Source organism: Nocardioides sp., from assembly GCF_035703625.1.
Lineage (GTDB): Bacteria > Actinomycetota > Actinomycetes > Propionibacteriales > Nocardioidaceae > Nocardioides.
This window is the reverse complement of sequence record NZ_DASSXS010000305.1, coordinates 1-24324: the sequence shown is the minus strand read 5'-3', so window position 1 is coordinate 24324 and position 24324 is coordinate 1. Positions and strand designations below refer to the sequence as shown.

Here is a 24324-nt window from a genome sequence, read left to right as displayed (position 1 = left end):
CTCCGGGAGCTGATTCCGCTGGCGGACCCTCGCGCCGAGTCCCCGGCGGAGTCGTGGACGCGGCTGGCGCTGATAGACCATGGCCTGCCGGCCCCGGAAGCGCAGTACTGGATCGAGATCGGCGGAGTGCCGACGTTCCGTCTGGACCTGGCATACCCACATGCCCGGGTCGCGGTCGAGTACGACGGCGAGGAGTTCCACACGTCCGAGACGGACCGGCAAGCGGACCTGAGGCGGCGGGAATGGCTGGAGCGGCACGGCTGGACGGTCATCGTGGTCACGAAGGAGTCGTTCTCCGGAGACGCCCTGATCGCGTGGATCAGCCGGGTCAGGGAAGCGCTGGCCGAGGCCCAACGGCCCCGTCGGCGCATCTACGGCTGAGGGCAGGCAGGAATCCCCGACTCACCTGACGAGAATCCCCGATTCAAGGAGCGGGAATCCCCAACTCAACGGATGGGCTAGCGGGCGCGGCGGGCCAGCCGCTCGATGTCCATGATCACGACGGAGCGGGGTTCGAGGCGGAGCCAGCCGCGGGAGGCAAAGTCGGCCAGCGCCTTGTTGACGGTCTCGCGGGAGGCGCCGACCAGCTGGGCGAGCTCCTCCTGGGTGAGGTCGTGGTGGACGTGGACGCCGTCGTCGGCGGTACGCCCGAAGCGGTCGGCGAGGTCCAGCAGCGCCTTGGCCACCCGGCCCGGCACGTCGGAGAAGACCAGGTCGGCGTTGACGTCGTTGGCCTTGCGGAGTCGGCTGGCGATCTGCGACAGCAGTCCGCGGGCGACCACCGGCCGCCCCTCCAGCCAGCGCAGCAGGTCATCGTGCGACAACGAGGCGAACGCCGCGTCCGTCACCGCGGTGACCGTCGCCGAGCGGGGACCCGGGTCGAAGAGCGAGAGCTCGCCGAACATCTGGCCCGGCCCCAGGATCGCCAGCAGGTTCTCCCGGCCGTCGCTCGAGGTGCGGCCCAGCTTCACCTTGCCGTCGAGCACGATGTAGAGCTTGTCGCCCGAGTCGCCCTCGTGGAAGAGCACGTCGCCGCGCTGCAGCCGGCTCTCGGACATCGACGTCCGCAGGGCGGTGGCCGCCTCGTCGTCGAGTGCGCTGAACAGCGGAGCCTGACGCAGTACGTCGTTGTCCACGGTGCCTCCCGGGTTCGTCTCGTCCGCCAGCCTCTCGACGGATCGGGCTGATCCTAGCCAGTGGCGCAGGTCACATGTGCACACCAGTCTCGCCGAAGGAGGCCGAGGGGTCGAATGCGCGTTGGTCCAATGGCCCCTCGCGCCGGCCAGCCGACGATGCTCAGAGGTACCTCGGCCACAGGTACGGCGCCGTCGCGCCGACCGTGACGGCCGTGCCCTACCGGGTGAACTCACAGAAGCCGATCCGGTGCCCCGCGCGCCCGGCGAGCCGCAGCAGCAGCATCAGCGCGACCCCGGCGAGCGCGACCCCGGCGAGCGCGACCTTGGTGCGGTGCACCCACTCGGTGGCGAACTGGACGTGGCACACGAGCTGGCGTCGCCGTACCCGGCGGTCCGCCCAAACACCCCGGCCGGCGAGGCGGTCCACGTGCTCACCGGGCACGACCGGCCAGGTCTCGTCGTCGTCGACGACAACGACCACCCGATCGCGATCCGGCCGGCGTCGCGGACAAGATCTACGACGCGCCGGCCGGCAAGACGCTGCGCGACCATCTGTCACGATCGGCGCCGGCCAGCTGGTCGGGCGCATCCTCCCGAGGGGCCTGAGCATTCGGCCGCGTCGACGCCGCCATCTACGCTTGCGACCATGGTGAGCACGCAGCCGGAGCGGGCCGGCAACTCGGCTGGTAACTCGGGTGGGCCGTCCCGCACGGCGCTGGTGCGCCGTGCCCGCAAGATCGACCGCGTCCTCGCCGAGACCTACCCGGACGCCCGGTGCGAGCTCGACTTCGACAACCCCTTCCAGCTGCTCGTGGTCACGGTTCTCAGCGCCCAGACGACCGACAAGCGGGTCAACGCCGTCCGGCCGACCCTCTTCGCTGCCTACCCGGATCCGCCGGCGATGGCCGCCGCCGAGCGCGCGGACCTCGAGCGGATCATCGGGCCGCTCGGCTTCTTCCGAGCCAAGACCGAGTCGCTGCTCAAGCTCAGCCAGGCCCTCGTGGAGCGCTACGACGGCGAGGTGCCGTCCCGGCTCGACGACCTGGTGACCCTTCCCGGAGTCGGCCGCAAGACGGCCAACGTGGTGCTCGGCAACGGCTTCGGGATCCCCGGGATCACCGTCGACACCCACTTCGGCCGGCTGGCCCGGCGGTTCGGGTGGACCGACCTCACCGACGCCGTCAAGGTCGAGCACGCCGTCGGCGAGCTCTTCCCGCGCCGCGACTGGACGATGCTCAGCCACCACCTGATCTGGCACGGACGACGGGTGTGCCACTCGCGGCAGCCCGCCTGCGGTGCGTGTCCGGTCGCGCGCTGGTGCCCCTCCTACGGCGAGGGGCCGGTCGACGCGGAAGCGGCGGCCAGGCTGGTCCGCACCGAGGGCCGCGCATGAGGCTGGCCGTCGTCACCGTGCTGGTGGCCGTGCTCGCCCTGACCGGCTGCGCTACCGGTGGCGACGTCGCCCTGCCGGGTGCCGCCGACGTCGACGTCGACACCCCCCGGCTGCACCAGATGAAGGCGAGGGCCGGGGTGGAGGACTGTCCGCCGGCCGGCGGCGAGCGCGTCGACGGGGGCCTTCCGGCGGTCACCCTGCCCTGCCTCGGCGGCGGTCGCGACGTCGACCTCGCGGCACTGCGCGGGCCGATGGTGGTCAACCTGTGGGCGTCGTGGTGCGGGCCCTGCCGGCGCGAGATGCCGGTGCTCCAGCAGTTCCACGAGGACCACGGCGACCGGGTCGGCGTGCTCGGCATCGACTGGCAGGACCCGCAGGTCGAGTCGGCGATGGAGCTGGTCGCCGACAGCGGGGTGACCTACCCGTTGCTGGCCGACCCCGAGGCAGAGCTCGCGACGGTGGACGGGATGACGGTCCGTGGTCTCCCGGGACTGGTCCTGCTCGACGCGGAGGGACGCGTTGCCTACCGCAGCCTCATGGAGATCGAGTCGGAGGCCCAGCTCGTGGATCTGGTCAACCGGCACCTGGGGACCAGCCTGTGATCCCCGAGTGGCTGCGCCCGGTGAAGGAGGGCGCCGAGTCCATCACCGTGCACGAGCTGACCAGGTTCATGCCGCCCGAGGACGCCGACACCCGTCAGGGCGCCGTTCTGGTGCTGTTCGGCGAGGGCCCGTCGGGTGGCGAGCTGCTGCTCACCGAACGCGCCCACCACATGCGCTCGCACCCGGGGCAGGTCTCCTTCCCCGGCGGGGCGATCGACGAGGGCGAGACGCCGGTCCAGGCGGCGCTGCGCGAGGCCGAGGAGGAGACCGGTCTCGACCCGGCCGGCGTCGAGGTGTTCGGGGAGCTGCCCGAGCTGTGGCTGCCCCCGAGCAACTTCGCGGTGACCCCCATCCTCGGGTGGTGGCACGAGCCGACGAAGGTCGACGTGGTGGACCCCGACGAGGTGCACGACATCCACCGGGTGGCGATCCAGGACCTCCTCGACCCGGAGCACCGCATCTCGGTCCGGCACCCCACGGGGTGGCTGGGCCCGGGCTTCCTGATCGGCCCGGAGCGCGACGTGATCCTCTGGGGCTTCACCGCCGGGATCATCGCCCGCCTGTTCGACTTCGTCGGCTGGTCCAGCGAGTGGGACGAGTCCCGGGTCCGCGACCTGCCGTCGTACATGCTTCAAGGTGAACCCCGCAGGATCGACGTGCAGCCCAACACCCGATTCCCCGACCCCCGCGAGGAGCGCCGGTGAACGTCCTCGACTGGCTGCTGATCGTGCTCGTGCTGGCCTACGCCCTGTCGGGCTACTGGCAGGGGTTCGTCACCGGCGCCTTCGCCACCACCGGGCTGGTCCTCGGCGGCCTCCTCGGGGTCTGGCTGGCCCCGATCGTCCTCGGCGACGCCAACCCCTCGCTCTTCGTGTCGCTGGGCGCGCTGTTCATCGTGATCCTGGCCGCCTCGCTCGGGCAGGCGATCCTGCAGTTCTCGGGCGCCCGGGTCCGGGAACGGATCACCTGGCAGCCGGTGCGCGCCCTCGACGCCGTGGGCGGCGCGGCGCTGAGCGCATTCGCCGTACTCCTCGTGTCGTGGGCGCTCGGCGTCGCGGTGGCCGGAGCCGGCCTCGGGGGTGTCTCCCCGATGGTCCGGAACTCCTCGGTACTGGCCTGGGTCGACGGGGCGCTCCCCGACTCGGCCGACGGGGTGCTCAACGCCTTCAACAACGTGGTGGGGACGACGTTCTTCCCCCGCTACCTCGAGCCGTTCGCACCGGAGCGCATCGTCGAGGTGGGCCCGGGTCCACGGCGCCTGCTCACGGATCCCGACGTCGAGGCCGCGGCTCCGGCGGTGCTCAAGGTCCGGGGCACCAACGACTGCGGCCGGGGGGTCGAGGGCACCGGCTTCGTCTACTCCTCGGGCCGGCTGATGACCAACGCCCACGTGGTCGCCGGCGTCGACGCGCCCGAGGTCGAGGTCGACGGCAGCAGCGTGTCCGCCGAGGTCGTCTACTACAACCCCGATCTCGACATCGCCGTGCTGCAGATGGACACCAGTGGCATCCCCTCGCTGGAGTTCGACCGTGAGGCGCAGGAACGCGACGGCGTCGCGATCCTGGGCTACCCGCAGGACGGCCCCTACGACGTGCAGGCGGCGCGGATCCGGGCCTCCCAGCGGTTGCGGTCACCGGACATCTACGGCGAGGGCACCGTGATCCGCGAGGTCTTCTCGTTGCGCGGCCTGGTGCGCCCCGGAAACTCCGGAGGCCCGATCGTGTCCTCCGCCGGGGACGTGGTCGGGGTGGTGTTCGCGGCCTCGGTCACCGACCGCGACACCGGCTATGCGATCACGGCCGACCAGGTCGGGAGGAGCGCGGCCCTCGGGATCTCCAACGACAGTCCGGTCTCCACCGGCGACTGTGCTGGCTGACCGGAGCCCAGCGAGGTACGAGCTGGAGTCCGAAGGTCAGCCAGGTTGAGCAAGCGACGCGACCGAGGAACGAGGTCGCGCGAGCGTGTCGAAACCCAGTAGCCGTGGGCAGAGCGGCGACGAGGGCGCGGCGACCGGAGAACCTCAGACCACGGGGTCCGGGCTCTTCTCCGACTGACCCTTGAGCGCCCGCGGAATCTCCTTGCCCTGGTGGATCGCCTTGTCAGGCGGCCGGACCTGCTTGACCTTTCGGACGCCCACGTAGGCCAGCAGGGCGGCGACGAGCAGGTAGAAGGCGAAGACGATCAGGAACGCCCAGTGCAGGTCGAGGCCCTCCCCGTTCCAGTGGATCAGGTAGGCGATCGCCACGGACAGCATGATGACGGCAAGGACGGCCACGAGGGCCGCCCCTGCGAACAGCCCGATCCCCACGCCACCGGCCCGGACGCTCACCTTCAGCTCGGACTTGGCGAGCTGGATCTCCTTGGTGATCAGCGACGAGATGTCACGGCTGGCATCGGTGACCAGGCGGCCGATGGTGGGCTCGCCCTCGAAGGGCCCCTCGGGGGGTCGGACGGCCTTGACCGGTTCGGTTGCCATGCGCGCGACCCTATCGTTGGGGCGTAGGCTGGACCACGGTGAGCCGGGAAGTCTGGTCGGCAGGTCCTTCGTTGCCGACCCGAAAAGGACGCCATGACCCCCAGGGCCCGCCGCCGGCCGTTGCTCTTCCCGGAGCCCGGCCCTGCGGAGAGCACCTACCTCGGCGACGTCTTTCGGCGCGAGACCGTGGGCGGCGCGGTCGCACTGGTGGCGGCCGCCGTGGCAGTGGTGTGGGCGAACTCGCCGTGGGGCACGTCGTACGACGACCTCCGGCACGTGGCCGTCGGCCCGCTGGACCTCGAGCACTGGGCCGCGGACGGCGCCCTCACCCTGTTCTTCTTCGTCGCGGGGCTCGAGCTCAAGCGGGAGTTCGTCGTGGGATCGCTGCGGCGCCCGGCTGATGCGGCAGTACCGGTCGTGGCAGCACTGTGCGGCGTCGCCGTGCCGGCACTGCTCTACCTGGCGGTCAACACCGCGCACCCCGAGGGCGAGCCCGGGGGGTGGGCGATCCCGGCCGCGACGGACATCGCCTTCGCGCTCGCCGTGCTGGCAGTGGTCGGCTCCAACCTGCCGACGGCGCTGCGGGCGTTCCTGCTGACCCTCGCCGTCGTCGACGACCTGGTGGTGATCGTGATCATCGCCGTCTTCTACACGTCGACCCTGGACGCCCTCGCGCTGTCGGGGGCCTTCGCGGTCTTCGCCGTCTGGGCGGTGCTCCAGCGTCGGCGGATCGGCTCACCGTGGGTCTACCTGCCACTCGCGGTCGCGGCCTGGTGGCTGGTGCACGAAAGCGGCATTCACGCCACGATCGCGGGCGTCGTCCTCGGTCTGCTGGTCCGGGTCCGCCGCGACGACGGCGAGGAGCGCAGCCCCGCCGAGCGGCTCGAGCACCTGCTCTCGCCCCTCTCGGCCGCGGTGGCGGTGCCGTTCTTCGCGCTGATGTCGGCCGGCGTCGCATTCGAGGGCGGCACCGACCTGCTGACCGAGCCGGTCGTGGTCGGCGTCGTGCTCGGCCTCGTCATCGGTAAGCCCGTCGGGGTGCTTGGTGGCACCTGGCTGGTCACCCGGCTCACCCGCGCCGAGCTCGCACCCGGCCTCGGCTGGCGCGACCTGGTGGGTGTGGCCATCATCGCGGGGATCGGCTTCACCGTCTCGCTGCTGGTCTCCGACCTCTCCTTCGAGGGGGAGGCGCGGGAGGCCGCGAAGGCCGCCGTACTCAGCGGGTCGGTGTTCTCGGCGGTCCTCGGCGCCCTCGTCCTCGGGCACCGGGACCGCTTCCACCTCACGCCCTGACGCCGACCCGCCCGAAAGTTTCGGGCGGGTCAGCGCGGGGTCAGTCGTCGTCGGAGCCCTTGTCGGAGGACAGGTTCTTCTCGATCAGGTCCATCACCTTGGAGTCGGCGAGGGTCGTGACGTCGCCGACGTCGCGGTGCTCGGCCACGTCGCGCAGCAGGCGCCGCATGATCTTCCCCGATCGGGTCTTGGGCAGCTCGGGCACGACCATGATCTGGCGCGGGCGGGCGATCTTGCCGATCTCCTTGGCGACGTGCTGGCGCAGCTCGTCGATCAGGTCGTCGGAGGCCGTCTCGCCCTCCTCGAGCGCCGACTCGCGCAGGATCACGAAGGCGCAGACCGCCTGGCCCGTGTCGGGGTCGTTGGCGCCCACCACCGCGGCCTCGGCGACCTTCGGGTGGGACACCAGCGCGGACTCGATCTCCGTGGTCGACAGCCGGTGCCCGGACACGTTCATCACGTCGTCGACCCGGCCGAGCAGCCACAGGTCGCCGTCCTCGTCCTTCTTGGCGCCGTCGCCGGCGAAGTAGAAGCCCTGCTTCTCGTAGCGCGACCAGTAGGTGTCGCGGAAGCGGTCGTCGTCGCCCCAGATCGTCCGCAACATCGCCGGCCACGGCTCGGTGAGCACGAGGTAGCCGCCCGAGCCGTTGGGCACCGACTCGCCCTCCTCGGTCACCACGTCGGCGCTGATGCCGGGCAGGGGCCGCATCGCCGACCCGGGCTTGCCGTGGGTGACGCCCGGCAGCGGGGAGATCATCAGCTGCCCGGTCTCGGTCTGCCACCAGGTGTCGACGATGGGGCACCTGCCTCCACCGATGTGCTCGCGGTACCAGACGTAGGCCTCGGGGTTGATCGGCTCGCCGACCGAGCCGAGCAGCCGCAGCGAGGACAGGTCGGCCTTGTCCGGGATCTCCGAGCCCCACTTCATGAAGGTGCGGATCGCGGTCGGGGCGCAGTAGAGGATCGTCACCTTGTACTGCTCGACGATGTCCCACCAGCGCCCCTTGTGGGGGGTGTCCGGCGTGCCCTCGTAGAGCACCGACGTCGCGCCGTTGGCGAGCGGGCCGTAGACGATGTAGGAGTGGCCGGTGACCCAGCCGATGTCGGCCGCGGTCCAGAAGACGTCCTGGTCGGGCTTGAGGTCGAAGACCGCCCAGTGGGTGTACGACGTCCCGACCAGGTAGCCGCCCGTCGTGTGCAGGATCCCCTTCGGCTTGCCGGTGGTGCCCGACGTGTACATCACGTAGAGCGGGTGCTCGGAGTCGAAGGCCTCGGGGGTGTGGTCGGTCGACGCCTTGCCGACCGAGTCCTCCCACCACACGTCCCGGTCGTCGTCCCAGTCGATCTCCTGGCCGGTGCGCCGGACCACGACCACGCTGCGTACGTCGGGGCACTGCTCGCACGCCTCGTCGACGGCCGGCTTGAGCGCCGACGGCTCACCACGGCGGTAGCCACCGTCGGAGGTGATGACCACCCGGGCGTCGCAGTCCTGGATCCGGTCGCGCAGCGCGCTCGACGAGAAGCCGCCGAACACCACGGTGTGCGGGGCGCCGATCCGCGCGCACGCCAGCATCGCCACCACGGTCTCCGGGATCATCGGCATGTAGATCGCCACCCGGTCGCCGGACTTCACGCCGAGGTCGGTCAGCGCGTTGGCGGCCTGGCACACCTGGTCCTTGAGGTCGGCGTAGGTGATGTCGCGAGTGTCGTCCTCGGGCTCGCCCACCCAGTGGAACGCCACCTTGTCGCCGTTTCCGGCCTCGACGTGGCGGTCCACGCAGTTGTACGCCGCATTGAGCTTGCCGCCGACGTACCACTTGGCGAACGGCGGGTCGTCCCAGTCGACGACCCGGTCCCACGTCGTGTCCCAGTCGAGCCGCTCGGCGGCCTCCGCCCAGAACGCCTCACGGTCGGAGGCGGCTCGCTCGTAGGCCTCCTCCTTGACGTTGGCGTTGCGGGCCAGGTCGGCCGGTGGCTCGAAGCGGCGGTCCTCGCGGGAGAGGTTGGACAGGGTCTCGTCGGTCATGCGAATGCTCCTGGGTCTCGTCGGCGCTGTCCGGGGGCGTTCCGGTTGCGAACCTACCCCCGGATGGTCGCCCGGACGACCCTCGGTGCGAGGGCCGTCCGGACGGTTTGGGCTTGCGATCAGTGGTGGGTGGCCGCCTCGGCGCCCGCTCCCGTGAGCGACCTGACCTCGAGCTCCGGGTAGGCCGTCTCGGCCTCCGGCTCGCGCGAGGTGATCGTGCCGATCCAGCCGAAGAGGAAGCCGGCGGGGATCGAGATGATGCCCGGGTTCTTCAGCGGGAACCACGACCAATCGCTCTCGGGGAACATCGCCAGAGGGTCACCCGAGACGGCCGGCGAGGAGACGACCAGCACCACACAGGTGATCAGGCCGCCGTAGATCGCCCAGGTGGCGCCGCGGGTGTTGAACCGGCTCCAGAACAGGTTGTAGAGCAGCGACGGCAGGTTGGCCGAGGCCGCCACCGCGAACGCCAGCGCCACCAGGAACGCGATGTTCTGGTCCTTCGCGAAGATCGACAGCACGATGGCGATCCCACCGATGACGAACGCGGCGATCCGGGCCACGCCGACCTCCTGCTTCTCGGTGACCTTGCCCTTCTTCCACACGTTCGCGTAGAGGTCGTGGGCCACCGACGACGCCGAGGTGAGCGTCAGCCCGGCGACCACGGCCAGGATCGTGGCGAACGCGACCGCGGCGATGAAGGCCAGCAGGATCGCGCCTCCGCCGGTGCCGGGCCCGCCGCCGACCGCCTCGGCGAGCAACGGGGAGGCGAGGTTGCCCCCGGACTCGAGGACGGCGCTGCCCTCGCCCGTGTCGAGCAGGGCCGCCGCGCCGAAGCCCAGCACCAGCGACATCAGGTAGAACGAGCCGATCAGCCCGATCGCCCAGTTCACCGAGGTGCGGGCATCCTTCGCCGTGGGCACCGTGTAGAAGCGGATCAGGATGTGTGGCAGTCCGGCGGTGCCGAGGACCAGCGCCAGCGCCAGGCTGACGAAGTCGATCTGCGTGGTCAACGTCGCGCCGTAGGCCAGGCCGGGCTCCAGGAAGGCGGCTCCCTTGCCGGAGTTGTCGGCGGCCGCCCCGAGCAGCTCGGAGAGGTTGAAGCTGAACTTCGCCATCACCAGCACCGTGATCAGGAGCGTGCCCGACATCAGCAGCACCGCCTTGACGATCTGCACCCAGGTGGTCCCCTTCATCCCGCCGAAGACCACGTAGAAGATCATCAGCAGGCCGACCACGACGATCGTGAGGTTGATGTACCGCTCGCCCTCCACCCCGAGGAGCAGGGTGACCAGCGCGCCCGCCCCGACCATCTGCGCGAGCAGGTAGAAGATCGAGACGACCACGGTCGAGGACGCCGCCGCGGTGCGCACCGGACGCTGCCGCATCCGGAACGCGAGCTGGTCGGCCATCGTGTAGCGGCCGGAGTTCCGCAGGAGCTCGGCCACCAGCAGCAGGGCCACCAGCCACGCCACCAGGAACCCGATGGAGTAGAGGAAGCCGTCGTACCCCGAGAGGGCGATCAGGCCCGAGATGCCCAGGAACGACGCGGCGCTCATGTAGTCGCCGGAGATGGCGAGACCGTTCTGGAAGCCGCTGAACGAGCGGCCGCCCGCGTAGTAGTCGGCCGCGCCCTTGGTCTGGCGGCTGGCCCAGATCGTGATGCCGATCGTGATCGCCACGACCACCAGGAAGAGCACCCTGGCGAGGGTCTCGGAGCTCATCGGTCGGCACCTCCGTGTCCGGCGGCCTCGTCGACGTAGCGCTTCTCCAGTTTGCGGGCGAGCGGGTCGACGTTGCGCTCCATGTACCGGCCGTACAGCCAGGCGATCAGGAACGTCGAGACGAACTGCAGCAGTCCGAACACCAGCCCGACGTTGATGTTGCCGATGACCGGGGTGGACATGAAGTCGTCAGCCCAGTTCGACATGACGACGAAGAGCAGGTACCACGACATGAACGCGATCGTGGCGGGGATGACGAAGCCGCGGAACTTCCTGCGCAGCTCGGCGAAATCAGAGGTTTCGTGCAGCTCGAGATAGAGCGGATGGGCGGACGTCTGATGGACGCCGCTGCCTTCGGACTGCTGGGACACGGGGGCTCCTCCTCGGCAGATGTGGTCTCCGTCACCGTAGGAGTGGCCGGGGTTGTTGTCGAGGGTGGAGCGTCTGCTCGAGGTCTCCGCACGCCCGGTTCGCCGCCCTCTGCGGGGCCCGTCGGCGACGGCCCGCCCGACCACCACCAGCGGATCCGCTGGTGCGGCTCCGCTACCTGAAGTCGATGAGGAGCATGCCGTCGTCGGGCCCGTCCGTGGGCGGCTCGGCGTCGCGGGGAGGCTCCGGTCCGTCTCCCTCCTCGTCGCCGGGGGCTTGCCCTGGCCGCTCGACGACCGCAGCCCGGAAGCACTGGCTGTCGTAGGGGAGGCGCATGCCGTCCATGCCGCGCCCGTAGTCGTCGTAGAACGCCACCACCTCGGCCAGCTTGTCCGCCCGGGCCTCCTCGTCCAGGGAAGCGATGTTGGAGCGGGACAGCACCAGGTCGCGGATCGTCTGGCGGTTGATGTCCTGCCAGAAGGGGAACGTCGCGTCCTCCACGAAGCCGAAGAGACCCGAGTGGACGAGCGGCTCGGCGATGTCCTTCGACAGCAGCTCCTGGTTGCCGATCAGCGTGCCGAGCTTGCGCACCCACGGGATCTTCTCGTTGCGCAGGTTCCAGACCAGGGCGAGGTGCCCCCCGGGCCGGAGCACGCGGGCGATCTCGGGCAGCGCCTGCTCGAGGTCGAACCAGTGGAAGGACTGGGCGGCGACGACGACGTCGACGGAGCGGTCCGGGACGGGCAGGTCCTCGGCCGAGGCGCGCGTGGCCCGGGTGTCCGGCAGGTTGCGGCGCAGGATCTCGAGCATCTCCTCGGCGGGTTCGGTGGCGTGGACGTCGTGGCCGAGGGCGACCAGCTGCTCGGTGAGCTTTCCGGTGCCGGCGCCCACCTCGAGGACGGTCGCGGGGTCCTTGCCGACCAGCCACTGCACGGCCTCGCGGGGGAAGGACGGGCGCCCGCGGTCGTAGGCCTCGGCCACTGAGCCGAAGGAATGCGCGAGTCGCTGGTGCTCTTCATCCATTGGCTGCAGGCTAACCCCCAGACCGCCTGTCCTAGCCTTCCGCCATGACCGACGACCGCCTGGACGGGCTGATGTCCCTGGAAGGAGTCCCGTCCGCCTACGCCGCGGTGCGTGACGGGATCGACGCGATGCTGCGTGACCGTGGCCTGAGGCGAACGTCGCCCGAGACCACCGCCGAGTCGCTGCTGAGGGGCGCGCACGCCAGCGCCGTCCTCGAAGGGTCGGGATCCTCCCTGGCCGACATCCGCGACGGCCGCGGTGACGAGGTCGCGCAGGCGTCGCTGCGGGTCTCGACCGAGCTGCTGGGGCAGGCCCAGGTGCTGGGGAGGTCCCCGGGGCAGGCGCTGGCCCGGATCCACGCGCTGGCCGGCGCGGGCTCGGTACCCCGCGAGGACCTCGGGCGCCCCCGCGACGCCCAGGCCGCCGAGCGGCTGCGGGCCGTGGCGACCCTGCTGACGGCGCCCACCGCGGCCCCGGCGCTGGTGGTGGCCGCGGTGGTGCATGCCGACCTCGCCGCGGCCGCGCCGTTCGCGTCGCACAACGGGATCGTGGCGCGTGCGGCCGAGCGCCTCGTCCTGGTGGCGCGGGGGGTCGACGAGAAGTCGCTCGTGGTCCCGGAGGCGGGGCACCTCGCCCACCGGGCGGCGTACGAGTCGAACCTCGAGGGGTACCGCGACGGTGGTCGCGCGGGAGTCCACGCGTGGCTGCTGTACGCCGCCGAGGCGTACGCCGCCGGGGCCGAGGCCAGCCCCCTGCGGGTGGACGACCCGCGCATGCGAGCGGCACCCGACACGAGGTCGGATGCCGCCGCTGACACGTGAGACCGCTGGCTACCAAGCGTGCATCATCAGTTGCTGTCGCGGGAGTTTCCCGAACGGCAGGCGCCCTGTAGGAAGGGTGGATCGCCGCGTGGGTACCCGGCTCACGTGCGGGTCTTGATTTGTTGTGTCCGTTCTACGCTGCATCCGAGCCGACTTCAAGGCTTGACTTATGGGCCACGCGCGGCGGGGTCAGGCGTCGTGTCGCCGCTTGCGCCCGGCCCACCACATGCCGCCGAGCGCCACCACTCCGCCGAACGCGAAGGCCGCCAACGTCGGCTTGGCCGGCGGTAGCGGGACCCGGGACCGAAGGGTGACGGGCTTGGTGAAGACGAGCACCGGCCAGCCCCGGGTGGCGGCGATCCGCCGCAGCTCGCGGTCAGGGTTGACCGCGTGCGGATGACCCACCGCCTCGAGCATGTGGACGTCGGTGACGGAATCGCTGTAGGCGAAGCTGCGATCGAGGTCGTAGCCCACCGTGCGGGCGAGCTCCTCGATGGCACGCGCCTTCTCGTCCGCGTAGGCGTAGTACGCGATGTCGCCGGTGTACTTGCCGTCGGCGATCTCCATCCGCGTGGCGATCACCCGGTCGGCGCCGAGCATCTCGCCGATCGGCCCGACCACCTCCTCGCCGGAGGTCGAGACGATGACGATGTCGCGGCCGGCGAGCCGGTGCTCCTCGATCAGCGAGACGGCTTCGTCGTACACCAGGGGATCGACGATGTGGTGCAGGGTGTCGGCGACGATCTCGCGGACCGTGGCGACGTCCCAGCCTGCGCACAGCTGGGACATGAACTCCCGCATCTTCTCCATCTGGTCGTGGTCGGCACCGCCCACGAGGTAGACGAACTGCGCGTACGCCGATCGCAGCATCGCCCGGCGGGTGATCAGGCCCCCGGCCTGGAAGGACTTGCTGAACGCCAGGGTGCTCGACTTGGCGATGATCGTCTTGTCGAGGTCGAAGAAGGCCGCTGTCGGGCGGTACGGCATGCCGCCATCGTAGGTTGGCTGCGAGCCTGGCCCGGCCCACCAACCGTCCACCGCGCGCCGTACGGCCCCTGTGGTCCACAGGCGATGCCCGCGGGGATGCCTCGGCCGCCCGCTCCGGGCAGCATCCCGGGGCATGAGCGAACCGATGTTCGTCACCGCTGACGAAGTCCTTCTCGACGAGCTGCTGCGCCTGTCGGCTGCGGCCGGAGTGACACCCCACGTCGCCCGCGACGGGGTGGCAGGCCTGCGCGGATGGACGGCCGCGCCCCTGGTCCTCGTCGGCGCCGACCAGGCGCGGGCGATGGCGCACACCTGCCCCCCGCGCCGGCCGAAGGTGCACGTGGTGGCCATGGGCCAGGTGCCCGACGACCTGTTCCGGGTGGCCCTGGCGATCGGTGCCGAGAGCGTGGCGGCGTTCCCGGGATCGGAGGCGTGGCTGGTCGAGGAGCTGACCGACCTCGGCGACGCCCGCAGCGAGCGCGCCCTCACCCTCGGTGTCGTGGGCGGCTCGGGAGGAGTCGGTGCCACGACCTTTGCCTGCGCTCTGGGCCAGATGGCCTCTCGGTCGGGTCAGGCCGTGGTGATCGACCTCGACCCTCTCGGTCCCGGCATCGACCGGGTGCTGGGGCTCGAGGCGTGCGAGGGCATGCGGTGGGACGAGCTCGGCCGGCCGACCGGTCGGCTCAGTGCCCGATCCCTGCGCGAGGCGCTCCCTCGCAGCGCCGGTCTCGGCGTCCTCACCTGGAACGCCGGACCCCACGGCACGCTCCAGGCCTTCGCCGTGCGGGAGGCGCTCTCGGCGGCCCAACGTGGCCACGACACCGTGGTGATGGACCTCCCCCGCGGTGGCGACGAGCTGGTCGACGAGGTCGTCGCCCGCTGCGACCAGCTGCTGGTCGTGACCGCGCCGACGGTCTCCGGCGTGGCCTCGGCCGCGCGGGTGTGCGCCGGGTTCACCGACGCCGCCGGTGCGCTGGGCCTGGTGATCCGCGGTGCTGGTGCCGATCCTCGCGACGTGGCCCGGGTCGTCGGCGCTCCGGTCATCGCGGAGATGCCGGACCAGCGCGGCCTGGCCGAGAGCATCGATCTGGGGCTGGGCCCGGTCCGCTCCCGGCGCGGGCCACTGGGGCGGACCAGTCTCCGGGTGCTCGACAGCTTCGCGCGGCTGGAGCCCGCGGCATGAACGCCCCGCGACGCCTCTCGTCCCCCCTGCTCCGCTCCGGTCCCCGGGATCGCGGCCCCATCACCCACGCTGTGCCGGCCCGCCATCTCGCGGGGACCTCGAGGGTCTGCTCCGCCGGGCAACGCCGCGGAGGCCCCGGATGAGTGCCGAGGTGACCGTCGACGTCGTCGACGCGGTCCGCGACCGGCTGGCTCGCCAGCCGGGTTCGCTCACCCCGCACCGGGTCGCCGAGGCGCTGAGGGAGGCCGGGCGGCCGGTGGGGGATGCCACCGTCCTCGCCGTCCACGAGGCGCTGCGCAGGGACGTGGTCGGCGCGGGCCCGCTCGAGCCGCTGCTGCGCGCCGAGGGCGTCACCGACGTGCTCGTCAACGGGCCGGACGAGGTCTACCTCGACCGGGGCGAGGGCCTCGAGCCCGCCGACGTGAGGTTTCGCGACGACGATGCGGTGCGGCGCCTCGCGACCAGGCTGGCGGCGCTGGGTGGTCGCAGGCTCGACGACGCCGCGCCGTTCGCAGACAGCCGGCTCCCCGACGGCACCCGCTTCCACGCCGTCCTGGGCCCGGTCGCCCGACCCGGCACCGCGATCTCACTGCGGGTTCCCCGGGCCCGCGGATTCTCCCTCGACGAGCTCGTCGAGTGCGGCACCGTCAGCGACGAGGGGGCTCGGCTGCTGCGACGGCTGGTGTCGTGCCGGCTTGCCCTCCTCGTCTGCGGCGGCACCGGATCCGGCAAGACGACCCTGCTCGCCTCCCTGCTGTCCCTGGTCTCCCCCGAGGAGCGGATCGTCCTCGTCGAGGACGCCAGCGAGCTCCGCCCCGTCCACCCGCACGTGGTCGCGCTCGAGGCGCGACCCGCCAACATCGAGGGCGCCGGCGTGATCACGGTGCGGGACCTCGTCCGTCAGGCCCTCCGGATGCGACCCGACCGACTGGTCGTCGGAGAGGTGCGTGGCGGGGAGGTGGTCGAGCTGCTCGCGGCGCTCAACACGGGTCACGAGGGTGGGTGCGGCACCATCCACGCCAACTCCGCGATCGACGTACCGGCCCGCGTCGAGGCGCTCGCCCTGGCCGCAGGACTGGGCCGCGAGGCTGCCCACAGCCAGTTCGCCTCGGCCGTCGACGTGGTGCTCCATCTCGCGCGCGGGCGCGACGGCACCCGGCGGCTGGCCCAGGTGGCCGTACCGAGGCGAGACCCGGCGGGGCTGGTGACGATGCTGCCGGCAGTGGAGTTCGAGGGCGGTCGCTGCGTGCCCGGTCCGGGAGCCGACCTGCTGGCCGGCCGGCTGGAGCGGTGATGCTGGTAGCCCTGGTGGCCGCCTCGATCGCCGCCGCGCTGGTCACTCCGCCGGCGCCGGTTCGGCCGGGAGCCTCCCGGTCGGTCTCCTGGCGAGCGGTGGCGGTCGGTGCCTCCGGAGTCGCGGTCGCGCTGGCCCTCTCGCGGCCGCGGGCAGGGGTGCTCGGCCTGCTGACACTGGGCGCGGTGGCCGCGGCGCTCCACCTCGTCCGCCGGCGGCGTGCGCGCCACGCCGCGCGCGAGGTGGCCGCGCGGGTGCTGGAGACCTGCGAGCTGCTGGCGGCCGAGCTCGCCGCAGGCCAACCCCCCGGGCGGTCGCTCGGCCGGGCTGCGCTCAGCTGGCCCCCGCTCGCCCCGGCCGCCGAGGCGCACGACCTCGGCGGTGACGTGCCCCGGGCCCTGCGTCGGCTCGCCGACCTCCCCGGGGCGGCGGACCTCAGGCTGGTGGCGGCAGCCTGGGCGGTGTCCAGCCGGTCGGGGCAGGGTCTGGCCGACAGCGTCCGCCGGTGCGCCGAGGGGCTGCGCGCCGCCCACCGCACACAGCGAATCGTGGAGGGCGAGCTGTCCTCGGCCCGCGCGACCGCCAGGCTCGTGGCGGCGCTCCCGGCCCTCGCGTTGCTCATGGGCTCCGGCGCCGGGGGCGATCCACTGTCCTTCCTGCTCGGTCATCCCGTGGGGCTGGCCTGTCTCGGCGGTGGCCTGCTGTTCGGCTTCGCCGGACTCTGGTGGATCGAGGTGATCGCCGGAGACGTCGAGGGCGGGCCGTGAACGTCCTGGCCGGGCTGCTGGGGTTCGCGGTCGTCTGGCTGGTGACCCCGGGCCCACCACGCCTGAGGCGATCGGCCGGGGCGGCGCAGCCGAACGAGCCGTCCCGGGCTCACTGGATGCATCTGTGGCGGTGGCTGCTGGCGACCATGGCCGGCGCCGGAGGACTCCTGTTCGTCGGCGGTCGGGCGGCCCCCGTCGCCGCAGTGGCGGCGGGATGCGCCGCCTGGTGGGTCATCGGACGCACCGAGCCTCCTGCCGAGCGCCGGATCCGTCGACAGGTGCGCAGCGACCTGCCCCACCTCGTCGATCTGCTCGCCGCAGCTCTGCGCGGCGGGTCGACGCCTGGGCAGGGGGTCCGAATGGCGTGCGGCGCGCTGCCCGGCCCGGCCGCGGAACGGTTGGCAGGGGTGACCGGGCGCCTCGACCTGGGCGTGCAACCGGAGCAGGTCTGGGCGTCCCTGGCCGCAGACCCGGAGCTGGCGCCTCTGGGGCGGGCGCTGGCCAGGTCGCACCGGACGGGCGCGGCGGTGGTCCCCACGATCGAGCAGCTGGCCGACGAGCTCGGCCGGTCGGCCACGGCCCACATCGAGGAGCAGGCACGCGCGGTGGGGGTCAGGGCCGCCCTGCCGCTGGGGCTGTGCCTGCTGCCGTCGTTCCTCCTGCTCGGCATCGTCCCGTTGGTGGCCGGAATGCTCGGTGAGCTGGCCGTCTGAGCGCCAGTCGCCGGACCCCTGCAGGGGTCCGGCCCGGCTCGCTCGAGGGCCACCAGCTGTCCACCGGTGCCGGTGCGGTCGCGTCCGTCCACAGCACGCCGTCCGGCGCGAGCGAAGCGTCGTCGGTTCGGGCGAAGGTCGGGCCGGGACGTTCGCACCGGGCGAGCGTCCGAGGAGAAGGGATGGACACATGAGGGACGCACTGACCCAGGTCGGGCCGACGAGGGCCGAGCGGGGCATCACCACCGCGGAGTACGCCGTCGGCACGGCCGCCGGGGCCGGGCTGGCCGGGCTGCTCTACAAGATGCTGACCGGGGGCTTCGGCGACCAGCTGCTCCGCACGCTGTTCGACCACGTGCTCGGGCTGCTGGGAATCGGATGACCTCGCCGAGCCGCCCACGTGGCCGCCGGCTCTCGGGGGAGCACCGGTGAACACCCGGTCCACCCGGAGCAGGGCGCTCGATCGGGACGCTCGGGGCGCCGTCACGGCCGAGCTCGCCCTGGGCCTGCCCCTGCTGGTCGCGGTCACGACCGGCCTCGCGTGGCTGCTGGCCGTCGGCGCCGACCAGCTGCGTGCCGTCGACGCGGCCCGCGAGACGGCCAGGGCGGTGGCGCGAGGTGACACGACAGGGGCGGCAGTCGCGGTCGGGGAGCGGGTCGCACCCGAGGGTGCCACCGTCCGCGTCGCGACCACCGGCGGACAGGTGCGCGTGACCGTGACCGGCGAGGTCGCCGGACCGGGGGGCCTCTTCGAGGCGCTGCCGGCCGCACAGCTGCACGCCGAGGCCGTCGCGGTCCTGGAGGAGGGCCCGGCGTGACGCGGGACGAGCGGGGAGCCGGGAGCCTGCTCGTGATGGCCTTCCTCTCCCTTCTCCTGCTCGTGGGATCAGCCCTCGGAGTGGTGGCCGCGATGGTGGGGGCGCACCGGATCGCCCAGTCGGCGGCTGACCTCGCCGCTCTCGCTGCGGCGGTCGATCTCCAGGAGGGTGCGGACGCGTGTGCCGCCGCGTCGCGCATCGCCGGGGCCAACCACGCCCGCCTGAGCTCCTGCACCGTCCAGGGAGAGGAGGTGGTGGTCGTGGTGACAGTCGCGGGCCCGCGATGGCTGGGCCAGAGCTCAGACCTGTCAGCCCGCGCCCGGGCGGGGCCGGGCTGACGACGCCGGTGGGACCACGCCTGGTCCGGTGTCGGGGCTCGGTGCCTGGCCCAGCAACGCGTCGAGGAGGGCGATGGCTCCGGCCTTGTCCAGTGGCTGGTTCTGGTTGCCGCACTTGGGCGACTGGATGCACGAGGGACAGCCCTCGGCGCACGCGCAGGCCGCGATGGTCCGGCGCGTGGCGTCGAGCCACGGCCCGGCGGCCTCGAACCCGCGCCTGGAGAATCCGGCGCCCCCGGGATGGCCGTCGTAGACGAACACGGTGAGCTGGCCGGTGTCGGGGTGGACGGCGGTCGACACGCCGCCGATGTCCCAGCGGTCGCAGGTGGCGAACAGCGGCAACAACCCGATCGAGCAGTGCTCGGCGGCGTGCGCCGCCCCGGGCAGGTCCGGCGGCGCCGGCCCGTGCTCGTCGAGTACGTCGTCGGGCACGGTCCACCACACCGCGCGGGTCCGGAGCCTGCGCTCAGGCAGGTCGAGCGGCTCCTCGGCGATCACCTCCCCGGAAGGCTGGCGTCGCTTCAGGTACGACACCACCTGGTGAGAGACGTCGACGTCGCCGAACGCCAGCCGGCCTCCCGGCAGTGACCGGTGCTCGAGCTCGGAGACGATCGTGATGTCGGTGATCTCGCGGGCCGAGGTGGAGTGGTCGGGCTCGGCCGCGACGATCACCGCGACGCGCTCGTCGAGGTCCAGCGACTCCACGAGCCAGGTCTCCCCGCGGTGGACGTAGACCGCACCGGGGTGGGCGGAGTGGTGGGCGCCGGCCGCGTCCACCGTGCCGATCACGCGGCCGGTGGAGTCCTCGACCAGCTGGAAGGCGTCGCCCCCGGTGGACCGGAGGTCGGCCAGGTCGGCCGCGCGGCTGCGGTCGGTCCAGAACCAGCCGCGCGGCCGGCGCCGCAGGAGACCCGAGGCGGTCAGGTCGTCGAGGACCGCCTGTGCGCCTGGCCCGAAGAGCGCGAGGTCGCTCTCGACCAGGGGGGACTCGTGGGCGGCGGCGCACAGGTGCGGGCCGAGGACGACCGGGTTGTCCGGGTCGAAGACCGTCGCCTCGACCGGCTGCCCGAGCAGGGCCTCGGGATGGTTCACCAGGTAGGTGTCGAGTGGGTCGTCCCGCGCGACGAGGACGGCCAGCGCGTCCTGGGCTCCCCGGCCGGCCCGGCCGACCTGCTGCCAGAACGCCGCCCGGGTCCCGGGGAACCCCGCCATCAGCACGGCGTCGAGCCCGCTGACGTCGATACCGAGCTCGAGGGCGTTGGTCGTGGCCAGCCCGACCAGCTGCCCGGCGCGCAGGGCTGCCTCCAGTGCCCGGCGTTCCTCCGGGAGATAGCCGCCGCGGTAGGCGGCCACCCGCGCCGGGAGCGATGGGTCGACCTCGGCGAGGAGCTGGGCGGCGGTCATGGCGACCTGCTCGGCGCCACGACGGGAGCGAACGAACGCGAGCGTCCGCACGTCCTCGGCCACCAGGTCGGCCAGCAGGTCGGCGGTCTCGGAGGAGGCGGCGCGGCGCACGGGCGCGTCGTTCTCCCCGGCCCAGGAGGTGAACGGGGGCTCCCACAGCGCCACCGCCACCTGCCCGCGTGGTGACGCGTCCGCGGTGACCGGGACGACGTCGAGGCCGGTCAAACGGGTGGCCGTGGCAGCCGGGTCTGCCATCGTGGCCGAGGCGAGGACGAAGGTGGGGTCGGCGCCGTGGAGGGCGCAGACCCGCCGCAGCCGGCGCAGCACGTGGGACACGTGCGCGCCGAACACCCCGCGGTAGTGATGGCACTCGTCGACGACGACGTAGCGCAGCGACCCGAGGAACGACGACCAGCGGCCGTGGGTCGGCAGCAGCGACCGGTGGAGCATGTCGGGATTGCTGAGGACGTACTCCGCGTGGTCGCGGGTCCAGTCCCGCTGGTCCCGTGGGCTGTCGCCGTCGTGGGTGCTGAGCCGCACGTCGAGTCCGAGCGAGGCCAGCCCGGCGAGCTGGTCGTGGGCCAGGGCCTTGGTGGGCGCGAGGTAGAGGACGGTGGCTCCGCGCTCGCCCCGAGGGCCGCGCGCCGACCTGATGGCACTCAGCGTCGGGAGCTGGTAGGCGAGCGACTTGCCCGATGCGGTGCCGGTGGCGACCACGACATGGGTGCCGGCATGGGCGGCGTCGGCCGCAGCGACCTGGTGACGCCACGGCTCGGCGATCCCGGCCCGCGAGTACGCCGCCCGTACGTCGGCGGGCACCCACGCCGGCCAGTCGGCGAGACCGGCCGGGCGCGGAGGAAGCACTTCGAGGTGGGTCAGCCGGTCGGCGCGACCGGGACCGGCCGCGAGCCTGTCGATCAACCCGGTCACGGCCGCAGCCGTCGGGTCCGCCGCACCCACGGGTGCAGTCTGGCAAAGCCCGGGGACAACGTGCCCCTCGGTGCACCGGGGAACCACCGGTCTTCAACAGGTTGGCGCAAGTTGAGGCGCTCAGGGCGTCCGCGTGGTTTTATTGTTCACGTAGGATCATCCGGCGAGCGCGATGACAGCATGACATCGCCGCACGTGAACGTTTGGGAGAGACCGTGGACCTGACTCTTGCGACGCACGAGGTCGATGGGCGGACCGTCGTGGCTGTCGGGGGCGAGATCGACGTCTACACGGCACCCAAGCTGCGCGACAAGATCACCGAGCTCGTGGCAGCGGGTGTCTACGACATCGTCGTCGACATGGGTGCTGTCGAGTTCCTCGACTCGACCGGTCTCGGAGTCCTGGTCGGAGGCCTCAAGAAGGTGCGCGCCCACGACGGGTCGCTCCAGCTCGTCTGCAGCCAGGAGCGGCTGCTGAAGATCTTCCGGATCACCGGCCTCGCGAAGGTGTTCGTCATCCACGAGTCGGCCGACCAGGCGCTCGCTGCCGGCTGACCGGCCCGGCAGACGCCCTGCCCCGGGCCCCCGCGGCCTGCGACGTGTCCACGGTCACACCGGTGTGTCACCTCCTCCTGACTTCTGCGTAGACTCCGCGACGTTCGTGAGATCTGAACCACTCCCAGGAGGAAGCACATGACCGGGATCCTTCCCGCCGTCGTGGACGTCTCCGGAGGCAACCTCGTCCTGGTCATCGTCGTCGCCCTGATCGCGCTCGGCGCGCTCGGGATGGCGTGGATGTTCCGCCAGGAGGTCCTTGCCGCCGGTGAAGGCACCGACAACATGAAGAACATCGCCCAGGCGGTGCAGGAGGGCGCCAACGCGTACCTCACGCGGCAGTTCCGCACCCTCGGTGTGTTCGCCGTGGTGGCCTTCTTCCTGCTGCTGGCACTGCCCGCCGACGACATCGGCGTGCGGATCGGGCGTTCGATCTTCTTCCTCCTGGGTGCCGGGTTCTCGGCGGCTGTCGGCTACCTCGGCATGTCGCTGGCCGTGCGCGCCAACCTGCGCGTGGCCGCGGCCGCAAACGAGACCGGCCGCGACCGGGCCATGCACATCGGCTTCCGCACCGGCGCCATGGTGGGCATGCTCACCGTCGGGCTGGGCCTCCTGGGCGCGAGCGTCGTCGTGCTGCTGTTCAAGGAGACGGCGGCCCACGTGCTGGAGGGCTTCGGCTTCGGCGCGGCCCTGCTGGCCATGTTCATGCGAGTCGGCGGCGGGATCTTCACCAAGGCAGCCGACGTCGGCGCCGACCTGGTCGGCAAGGTCGAGCAGAACATCCCCGAGGACGACCCCCGCAACGCCGCCACCATCGCCGACAACGTCGGCGACAACGTGGGCGACTGCGCCGGCATGGCCGCCGACCTCTTCGAGTCCTACGCCGTCACCCTGGTCGCCGCGCTGATCCTCGGTGCGCAGGCCTTCGGAGACAAGGGTCTCGTCTACCCCCTCCTGATCCCCGCGATCGGCGCGCTGACGGCCGTGGCCGGCGTCTACCTCTGCAAGCCGCGGGCGGGCGAGAACGGCCTGGTCACCATCAACCGCGCCTTCTACCTCTCCGCCGGGATCGCCGCGGTCGCCTGCGTCGCGCTGTCCTTCATCTACCTGCCGGGCGACTTCGCTGACCTGGCCAACGTGGCCGGCCGTGACATGGCCGGGGCCGAGGGCGATCCTCGGATCATCGCCTCGCTGGCGGTCGTGATCGGCATCGTGATGGCGGCGGGCATCCTCGCGCTCACCGGCTACTTCACCGGCACGGAGCGCCGTCCGGTCAAGGACGTCGGCAAGACCTCGCTGACGGGCCCGGCCACGGTGATCCTGTCCGGGCTCGCGGTCGGCTTCGAGTCGGCCGTCTACACCACGCTGGTGATCGGAGCCGCGGTGTTCGGGGCGTTCCTGCTCGGTGGTGCGACCCTGACGGTCTCGCTGTTCGCGGTCGCGCTCGCCGGAACCGGCCTGCTGACCACCGTCGGCGTCATCGTCGCGATGGACACCTTCGGTCCGGTCTCGGACAACGCCCAGGGCATCGCGGAGATGTCCGGCGACGTCAGCCCCGCCGGCGCGCAGATCCTCACCGAGCTCGACGCCGTCGGCAACACCACCAAGGCGATCACCAAGGGCATCGCGATCGCGACCGCCGTGCTGGCCGCCACCGCCCTGTTCGGCTCCTACGCCACCTCGGTAGCGGAGGCGCTCAACGAGGCGCAGCCGAGCGGCGACGAGTTCGCGCTGCTCGACTTCAACGTGTTCAACCCGCTGGTGCTGGTCGGGATCCTGCTCGGCGCCGCCGCGGTGTTCCTGTTCTCGGGGCTCGCGATCAACGCGGTCGGCCGCGCGGCGGGTGCCGTGGTGTTCGAGGTCCGTCGCCAGTTCCGCGACATCCCCGGGATCATGCAGGGCACCGGCCGTCCGGAGTACGGCAAGGTCGTCGACATCGTCACCAAGGACTCGCTGCGCGAGCTGGTGACGCCCGGTCTGCTCGCCGTCCTCGCACCGGTGGCCGTCGGCTTCGGCCTCGGCGTGACCGCCCTGGCCGGGTTCCTGGCCGGTGCCATCGGCGCCGGCACCCTGATGGCGGTCTTCCTCGCCAACTCCGGCGGCGCGTGGGACAACGCCAAGAAGCTGGTCGAGGACGGCCACCACGGCGGCAAGGGCTCCCTGGCCCACGAGGCGACGATCATCGGCGACACCGTCGGCGACCCGTTCAAGGACACCGCCGGCCCGGCGATCAACCCGCTGATCAAGGTGATGAACCTGGTCTCGCTGCTGATCGCCAGCGCCGTGGTCTCGATGGGCGTCGGCCAGGACCAGAACGACGCGCTGCGCATCGTCATCGCGCTCGCGGCGGTGGCCGCGATCGCAGCTGCCATCTACGTGTCGAAGCGCCGCTCGATCCACATCGGCGGTGACGACGACACCGCGTCGCCGGCCGGCCCTGCGACGGACGGTGACGAGCGGATCGCGGCGGGTA

Annotated in this window: 25 protein-coding genes; 16 read left to right on the top strand and 9 right to left on the bottom strand. The window is 72.0% G+C overall.

Going from position 1 to position 24324, the window contains the following annotated elements; translation table 11 throughout:
• Positions 1–381, top strand: a 381-nt coding sequence (locus VFN12_RS16175; RefSeq protein WP_325119791.1) for an endonuclease domain-containing protein, incomplete at its 5' end; no start/stop codon positions are given.
• Positions 382–458: 77 nt separating this feature from the next.
• Here the strand turns inward: VFN12_RS16175 and VFN12_RS16170 are convergent.
• Together VFN12_RS16170 and VFN12_RS16165 are read right to left on the bottom strand one after the other, a co-directional pair.
• Entirely contained in the window at positions 459–1136 is a 678-nt protein-coding gene (locus VFN12_RS16170) for a Crp/Fnr family transcriptional regulator (protein WP_325119789.1), read from the bottom strand.
• Between the two features lie 217 nt (positions 1137–1353).
• Positions 1354–1617, bottom strand: coding sequence for a hypothetical protein (locus VFN12_RS16165; protein ID WP_325119788.1), 264 nt, complete (start codon positions 1615–1617; stop codon positions 1354–1356).
• 165 nt (positions 1618–1782) lie between these two features.
• On the opposite strand from VFN12_RS16165, the gene nth reads away from it, so the two are divergent.
• Genes nth through VFN12_RS16145 form a run of 4 tightly spaced genes read left to right on the top strand, consistent with a single transcriptional unit; the run spans position 1783 to position 5007 of the window.
• On the top strand, positions 1783–2529 hold the full coding sequence (gene nth, locus VFN12_RS16160; RefSeq protein ID WP_325119787.1) for an endonuclease III: 747 nt from the start codon (positions 1783–1785) through the stop codon (positions 2527–2529).
• Positions 2526–3131: a TlpA disulfide reductase family protein gene (locus tag VFN12_RS16155; protein WP_325119786.1), complete on the top strand. Its 606-nt coding sequence runs from the start codon at positions 2526–2528 to the stop codon at positions 3129–3131. The genes nth and VFN12_RS16155 overlap by 4 nt, the downstream gene beginning before the upstream one ends.
• Entirely contained in the window at positions 3128–3835 is a 708-nt protein-coding gene (locus VFN12_RS16150) for a CoA pyrophosphatase (RefSeq protein WP_325119785.1), read from the top strand. Before VFN12_RS16155 ends, VFN12_RS16150 begins: the two co-directional genes overlap by 4 nt.
• Positions 3832–5007: a MarP family serine protease gene (locus tag VFN12_RS16145; RefSeq protein WP_325119784.1), complete on the top strand. Its 1176-nt coding sequence runs from the start codon at positions 3832–3834 to the stop codon at positions 5005–5007. Before VFN12_RS16150 ends, VFN12_RS16145 begins: the two co-directional genes overlap by 4 nt.
• A gap of 144 nt (positions 5008–5151) precedes the next feature.
• Here the strand turns inward: VFN12_RS16145 and VFN12_RS16140 are convergent, their stop codons facing one another.
• Positions 5152–5607 carry a phage holin family protein gene (locus VFN12_RS16140; RefSeq protein ID WP_325119783.1) on the bottom strand — a complete coding sequence of 152 codons (456 nt, stop codon included), beginning with the start codon at positions 5605–5607 and terminating at the stop codon, positions 5152–5154.
• 93 nt (positions 5608–5700) lie between these two features.
• Between VFN12_RS16140 and nhaA the strand changes: the two genes are divergently transcribed.
• On the top strand, positions 5701–6900 hold the full coding sequence (gene nhaA, locus VFN12_RS16135) for a Na+/H+ antiporter NhaA (protein WP_325119782.1): 1200 nt from the start codon (positions 5701–5703) through the stop codon (positions 6898–6900).
• A gap of 40 nt (positions 6901–6940) precedes the next feature.
• Here the strand turns inward: nhaA and acs are convergent, their stop codons facing one another.
• From acs to VFN12_RS16115, 4 genes are all read right to left on the bottom strand, one after another.
• On the bottom strand, positions 6941–8926 hold the full coding sequence (gene acs / locus VFN12_RS16130; RefSeq protein WP_325119781.1) for an acetate--CoA ligase: 1986 nt from the start codon (positions 8924–8926) through the stop codon (positions 6941–6943).
• 119 nt (positions 8927–9045) lie between these two features.
• Positions 9046–10650 (bottom strand): cation acetate symporter, encoded by a 1605-nt coding sequence (locus VFN12_RS16125; RefSeq protein ID WP_325119780.1) that lies wholly within the window; start codon positions 10648–10650, stop codon positions 9046–9048.
• The gene (locus VFN12_RS16120) at positions 10647–11021 is read right to left on the bottom strand and encodes a DUF485 domain-containing protein (protein ID WP_325119778.1); all 375 of its coding nucleotides are present in this window, start codon (positions 11019–11021) and stop codon (positions 10647–10649) included. The genes VFN12_RS16125 and VFN12_RS16120 overlap by 4 nt, the downstream gene beginning before the upstream one ends.
• Before the next feature lie 172 nt (positions 11022–11193).
• Complete coding sequence (locus VFN12_RS16115; RefSeq protein WP_325119777.1) at positions 11194–12042, bottom strand: class I SAM-dependent methyltransferase; 849 nt, start codon at positions 12040–12042, stop codon at positions 11194–11196.
• A 44-nt stretch (positions 12043–12086) separates the two neighbouring features.
• On the opposite strand from VFN12_RS16115, the gene VFN12_RS16110 reads away from it, so the two are divergent.
• A complete protein-coding gene (locus VFN12_RS16110; protein ID WP_325119776.1) occupies positions 12087–12863 on the top strand; it encodes an oxidoreductase in 777 nt (258 codons plus the stop codon).
• 189 nt (positions 12864–13052) lie between these two features.
• Here the strand turns inward: VFN12_RS16110 and VFN12_RS16105 are convergent, their stop codons facing one another.
• On the bottom strand, positions 13053–13850 hold the full coding sequence (locus VFN12_RS16105) for an HAD family hydrolase (RefSeq protein ID WP_325119774.1): 798 nt from the start codon (positions 13848–13850) through the stop codon (positions 13053–13055).
• 133 nt (positions 13851–13983) lie between these two features.
• On the opposite strand from VFN12_RS16105, the gene ssd reads away from it, so the two are divergent.
• The 7 genes from ssd to VFN12_RS16070 all read left to right on the top strand — a co-directional run bounded on the left by ssd (position 13984) and on the right by VFN12_RS16070 (position 18963).
• Positions 13984–15033, top strand: coding sequence for a septum site-determining protein Ssd (ssd, locus tag VFN12_RS16100; RefSeq protein WP_325119773.1), 1050 nt, complete (start codon positions 13984–13986; stop codon positions 15031–15033).
• Between the two features lie 139 nt (positions 15034–15172).
• Entirely contained in the window at positions 15173–16327 is a 1155-nt protein-coding gene (locus VFN12_RS16095; protein ID WP_325119772.1) for a TadA family conjugal transfer-associated ATPase, read from the top strand.
• Positions 16327–17094 carry a type II secretion system protein gene (locus VFN12_RS16090; RefSeq protein WP_325119771.1) on the top strand — a complete coding sequence of 256 codons (768 nt, stop codon included), beginning with the start codon at positions 16327–16329 and terminating at the stop codon, positions 17092–17094. The genes VFN12_RS16095 and VFN12_RS16090 overlap by 1 nt, the downstream gene beginning before the upstream one ends.
• Positions 17091–17807 (top strand): type II secretion system F family protein, encoded by a 717-nt coding sequence (locus tag VFN12_RS16085; RefSeq protein WP_325119770.1) that lies wholly within the window; start codon positions 17091–17093, stop codon positions 17805–17807. Before VFN12_RS16090 ends, VFN12_RS16085 begins: the two co-directional genes overlap by 4 nt.
• A gap of 190 nt (positions 17808–17997) precedes the next feature.
• A complete protein-coding gene (locus VFN12_RS16080) occupies positions 17998–18189 on the top strand; it encodes a DUF4244 domain-containing protein (RefSeq protein WP_325119768.1) in 192 nt (63 codons plus the stop codon).
• A 46-nt stretch (positions 18190–18235) separates the two neighbouring features.
• A complete protein-coding gene (locus VFN12_RS16075) occupies positions 18236–18625 on the top strand; it encodes a TadE family type IV pilus minor pilin (protein ID WP_325119767.1) in 390 nt (129 codons plus the stop codon).
• Complete coding sequence (locus tag VFN12_RS16070) at positions 18622–18963, top strand: Rv3654c family TadE-like protein (RefSeq protein WP_325119766.1); 342 nt, start codon at positions 18622–18624, stop codon at positions 18961–18963. Before VFN12_RS16075 ends, VFN12_RS16070 begins: the two co-directional genes overlap by 4 nt.
• Here VFN12_RS16070 and VFN12_RS16065 read toward each other — a convergent pair.
• Complete coding sequence (locus VFN12_RS16065) at positions 18934–21327, bottom strand: DEAD/DEAH box helicase (RefSeq protein ID WP_325119765.1); 2394 nt, start codon at positions 21325–21327, stop codon at positions 18934–18936. The two genes, VFN12_RS16070 and VFN12_RS16065, sit on opposite strands and share 30 nt — an antisense overlap.
• 185 nt (positions 21328–21512) lie before the next feature.
• Between VFN12_RS16065 and VFN12_RS16060 the strand changes: the two genes are divergently transcribed.
• Complete coding sequence (locus VFN12_RS16060) at positions 21513–21851, top strand: STAS domain-containing protein (RefSeq protein WP_325119764.1); 339 nt, start codon at positions 21513–21515, stop codon at positions 21849–21851.
• Positions 21852–21989: 138 nt separating this feature from the next.
• Positions 21990–24324, top strand: a 2335-nt coding sequence (locus tag VFN12_RS16055) for a sodium-translocating pyrophosphatase (RefSeq protein ID WP_325119763.1), incomplete at its 3' end; no start/stop codon positions are given.

What these genes read in the sequence shown, in the direction of transcription:
- VFN12_RS16090 (WP_325119771.1), top strand. Translation starts at nt 16,327, where the DNA reads ATGCTGGTAGCCCTGGTGGCCGCCTCGATCGCCGCCGCGCTGGTCACT.
- acs (WP_325119781.1), bottom strand. Translation starts at nt 8,926, where the DNA reads ATGACCGACGAGACCCTGTCCAACCTCTCCCGCGAGGACCGCCGCTTC.
- VFN12_RS16125 (WP_325119780.1), bottom strand. Translation starts at nt 10,650, where the DNA reads ATGAGCTCCGAGACCCTCGCCAGGGTGCTCTTCCTGGTGGTCGTGGCG.
- VFN12_RS16115 (WP_325119777.1), bottom strand. Translation starts at nt 12,042, where the DNA reads ATGGATGAAGAGCACCAGCGACTCGCGCATTCCTTCGGCTCAGTGGCC.
- VFN12_RS16095 (WP_325119772.1), top strand. Translation starts at nt 15,173, where the DNA reads ATGAGTGCCGAGGTGACCGTCGACGTCGTCGACGCGGTCCGCGACCGG.
- ssd (WP_325119773.1), top strand. Translation starts at nt 13,984, where the DNA reads ATGAGCGAACCGATGTTCGTCACCGCTGACGAAGTCCTTCTCGACGAG.
- VFN12_RS16080 (WP_325119768.1), top strand. Translation starts at nt 17,998, where the DNA reads ATGAGGGACGCACTGACCCAGGTCGGGCCGACGAGGGCCGAGCGGGGC.
- nhaA (WP_325119782.1), top strand. Translation starts at nt 5,701, where the DNA reads ATGACCCCCAGGGCCCGCCGCCGGCCGTTGCTCTTCCCGGAGCCCGGC.
- VFN12_RS16155 (WP_325119786.1), top strand. Translation starts at nt 2,526, where the DNA reads ATGAGGCTGGCCGTCGTCACCGTGCTGGTGGCCGTGCTCGCCCTGACC.
- VFN12_RS16110 (WP_325119776.1), top strand. Translation starts at nt 12,087, where the DNA reads ATGACCGACGACCGCCTGGACGGGCTGATGTCCCTGGAAGGAGTCCCG.
- VFN12_RS16105 (WP_325119774.1), bottom strand. Translation starts at nt 13,850, where the DNA reads ATGCCGTACCGCCCGACAGCGGCCTTCTTCGACCTCGACAAGACGATC.
- VFN12_RS16140 (WP_325119783.1), bottom strand. Translation starts at nt 5,607, where the DNA reads ATGGCAACCGAACCGGTCAAGGCCGTCCGACCCCCCGAGGGGCCCTTC.
- nth (WP_325119787.1), top strand. Translation starts at nt 1,783, where the DNA reads ATGGTGAGCACGCAGCCGGAGCGGGCCGGCAACTCGGCTGGTAACTCG.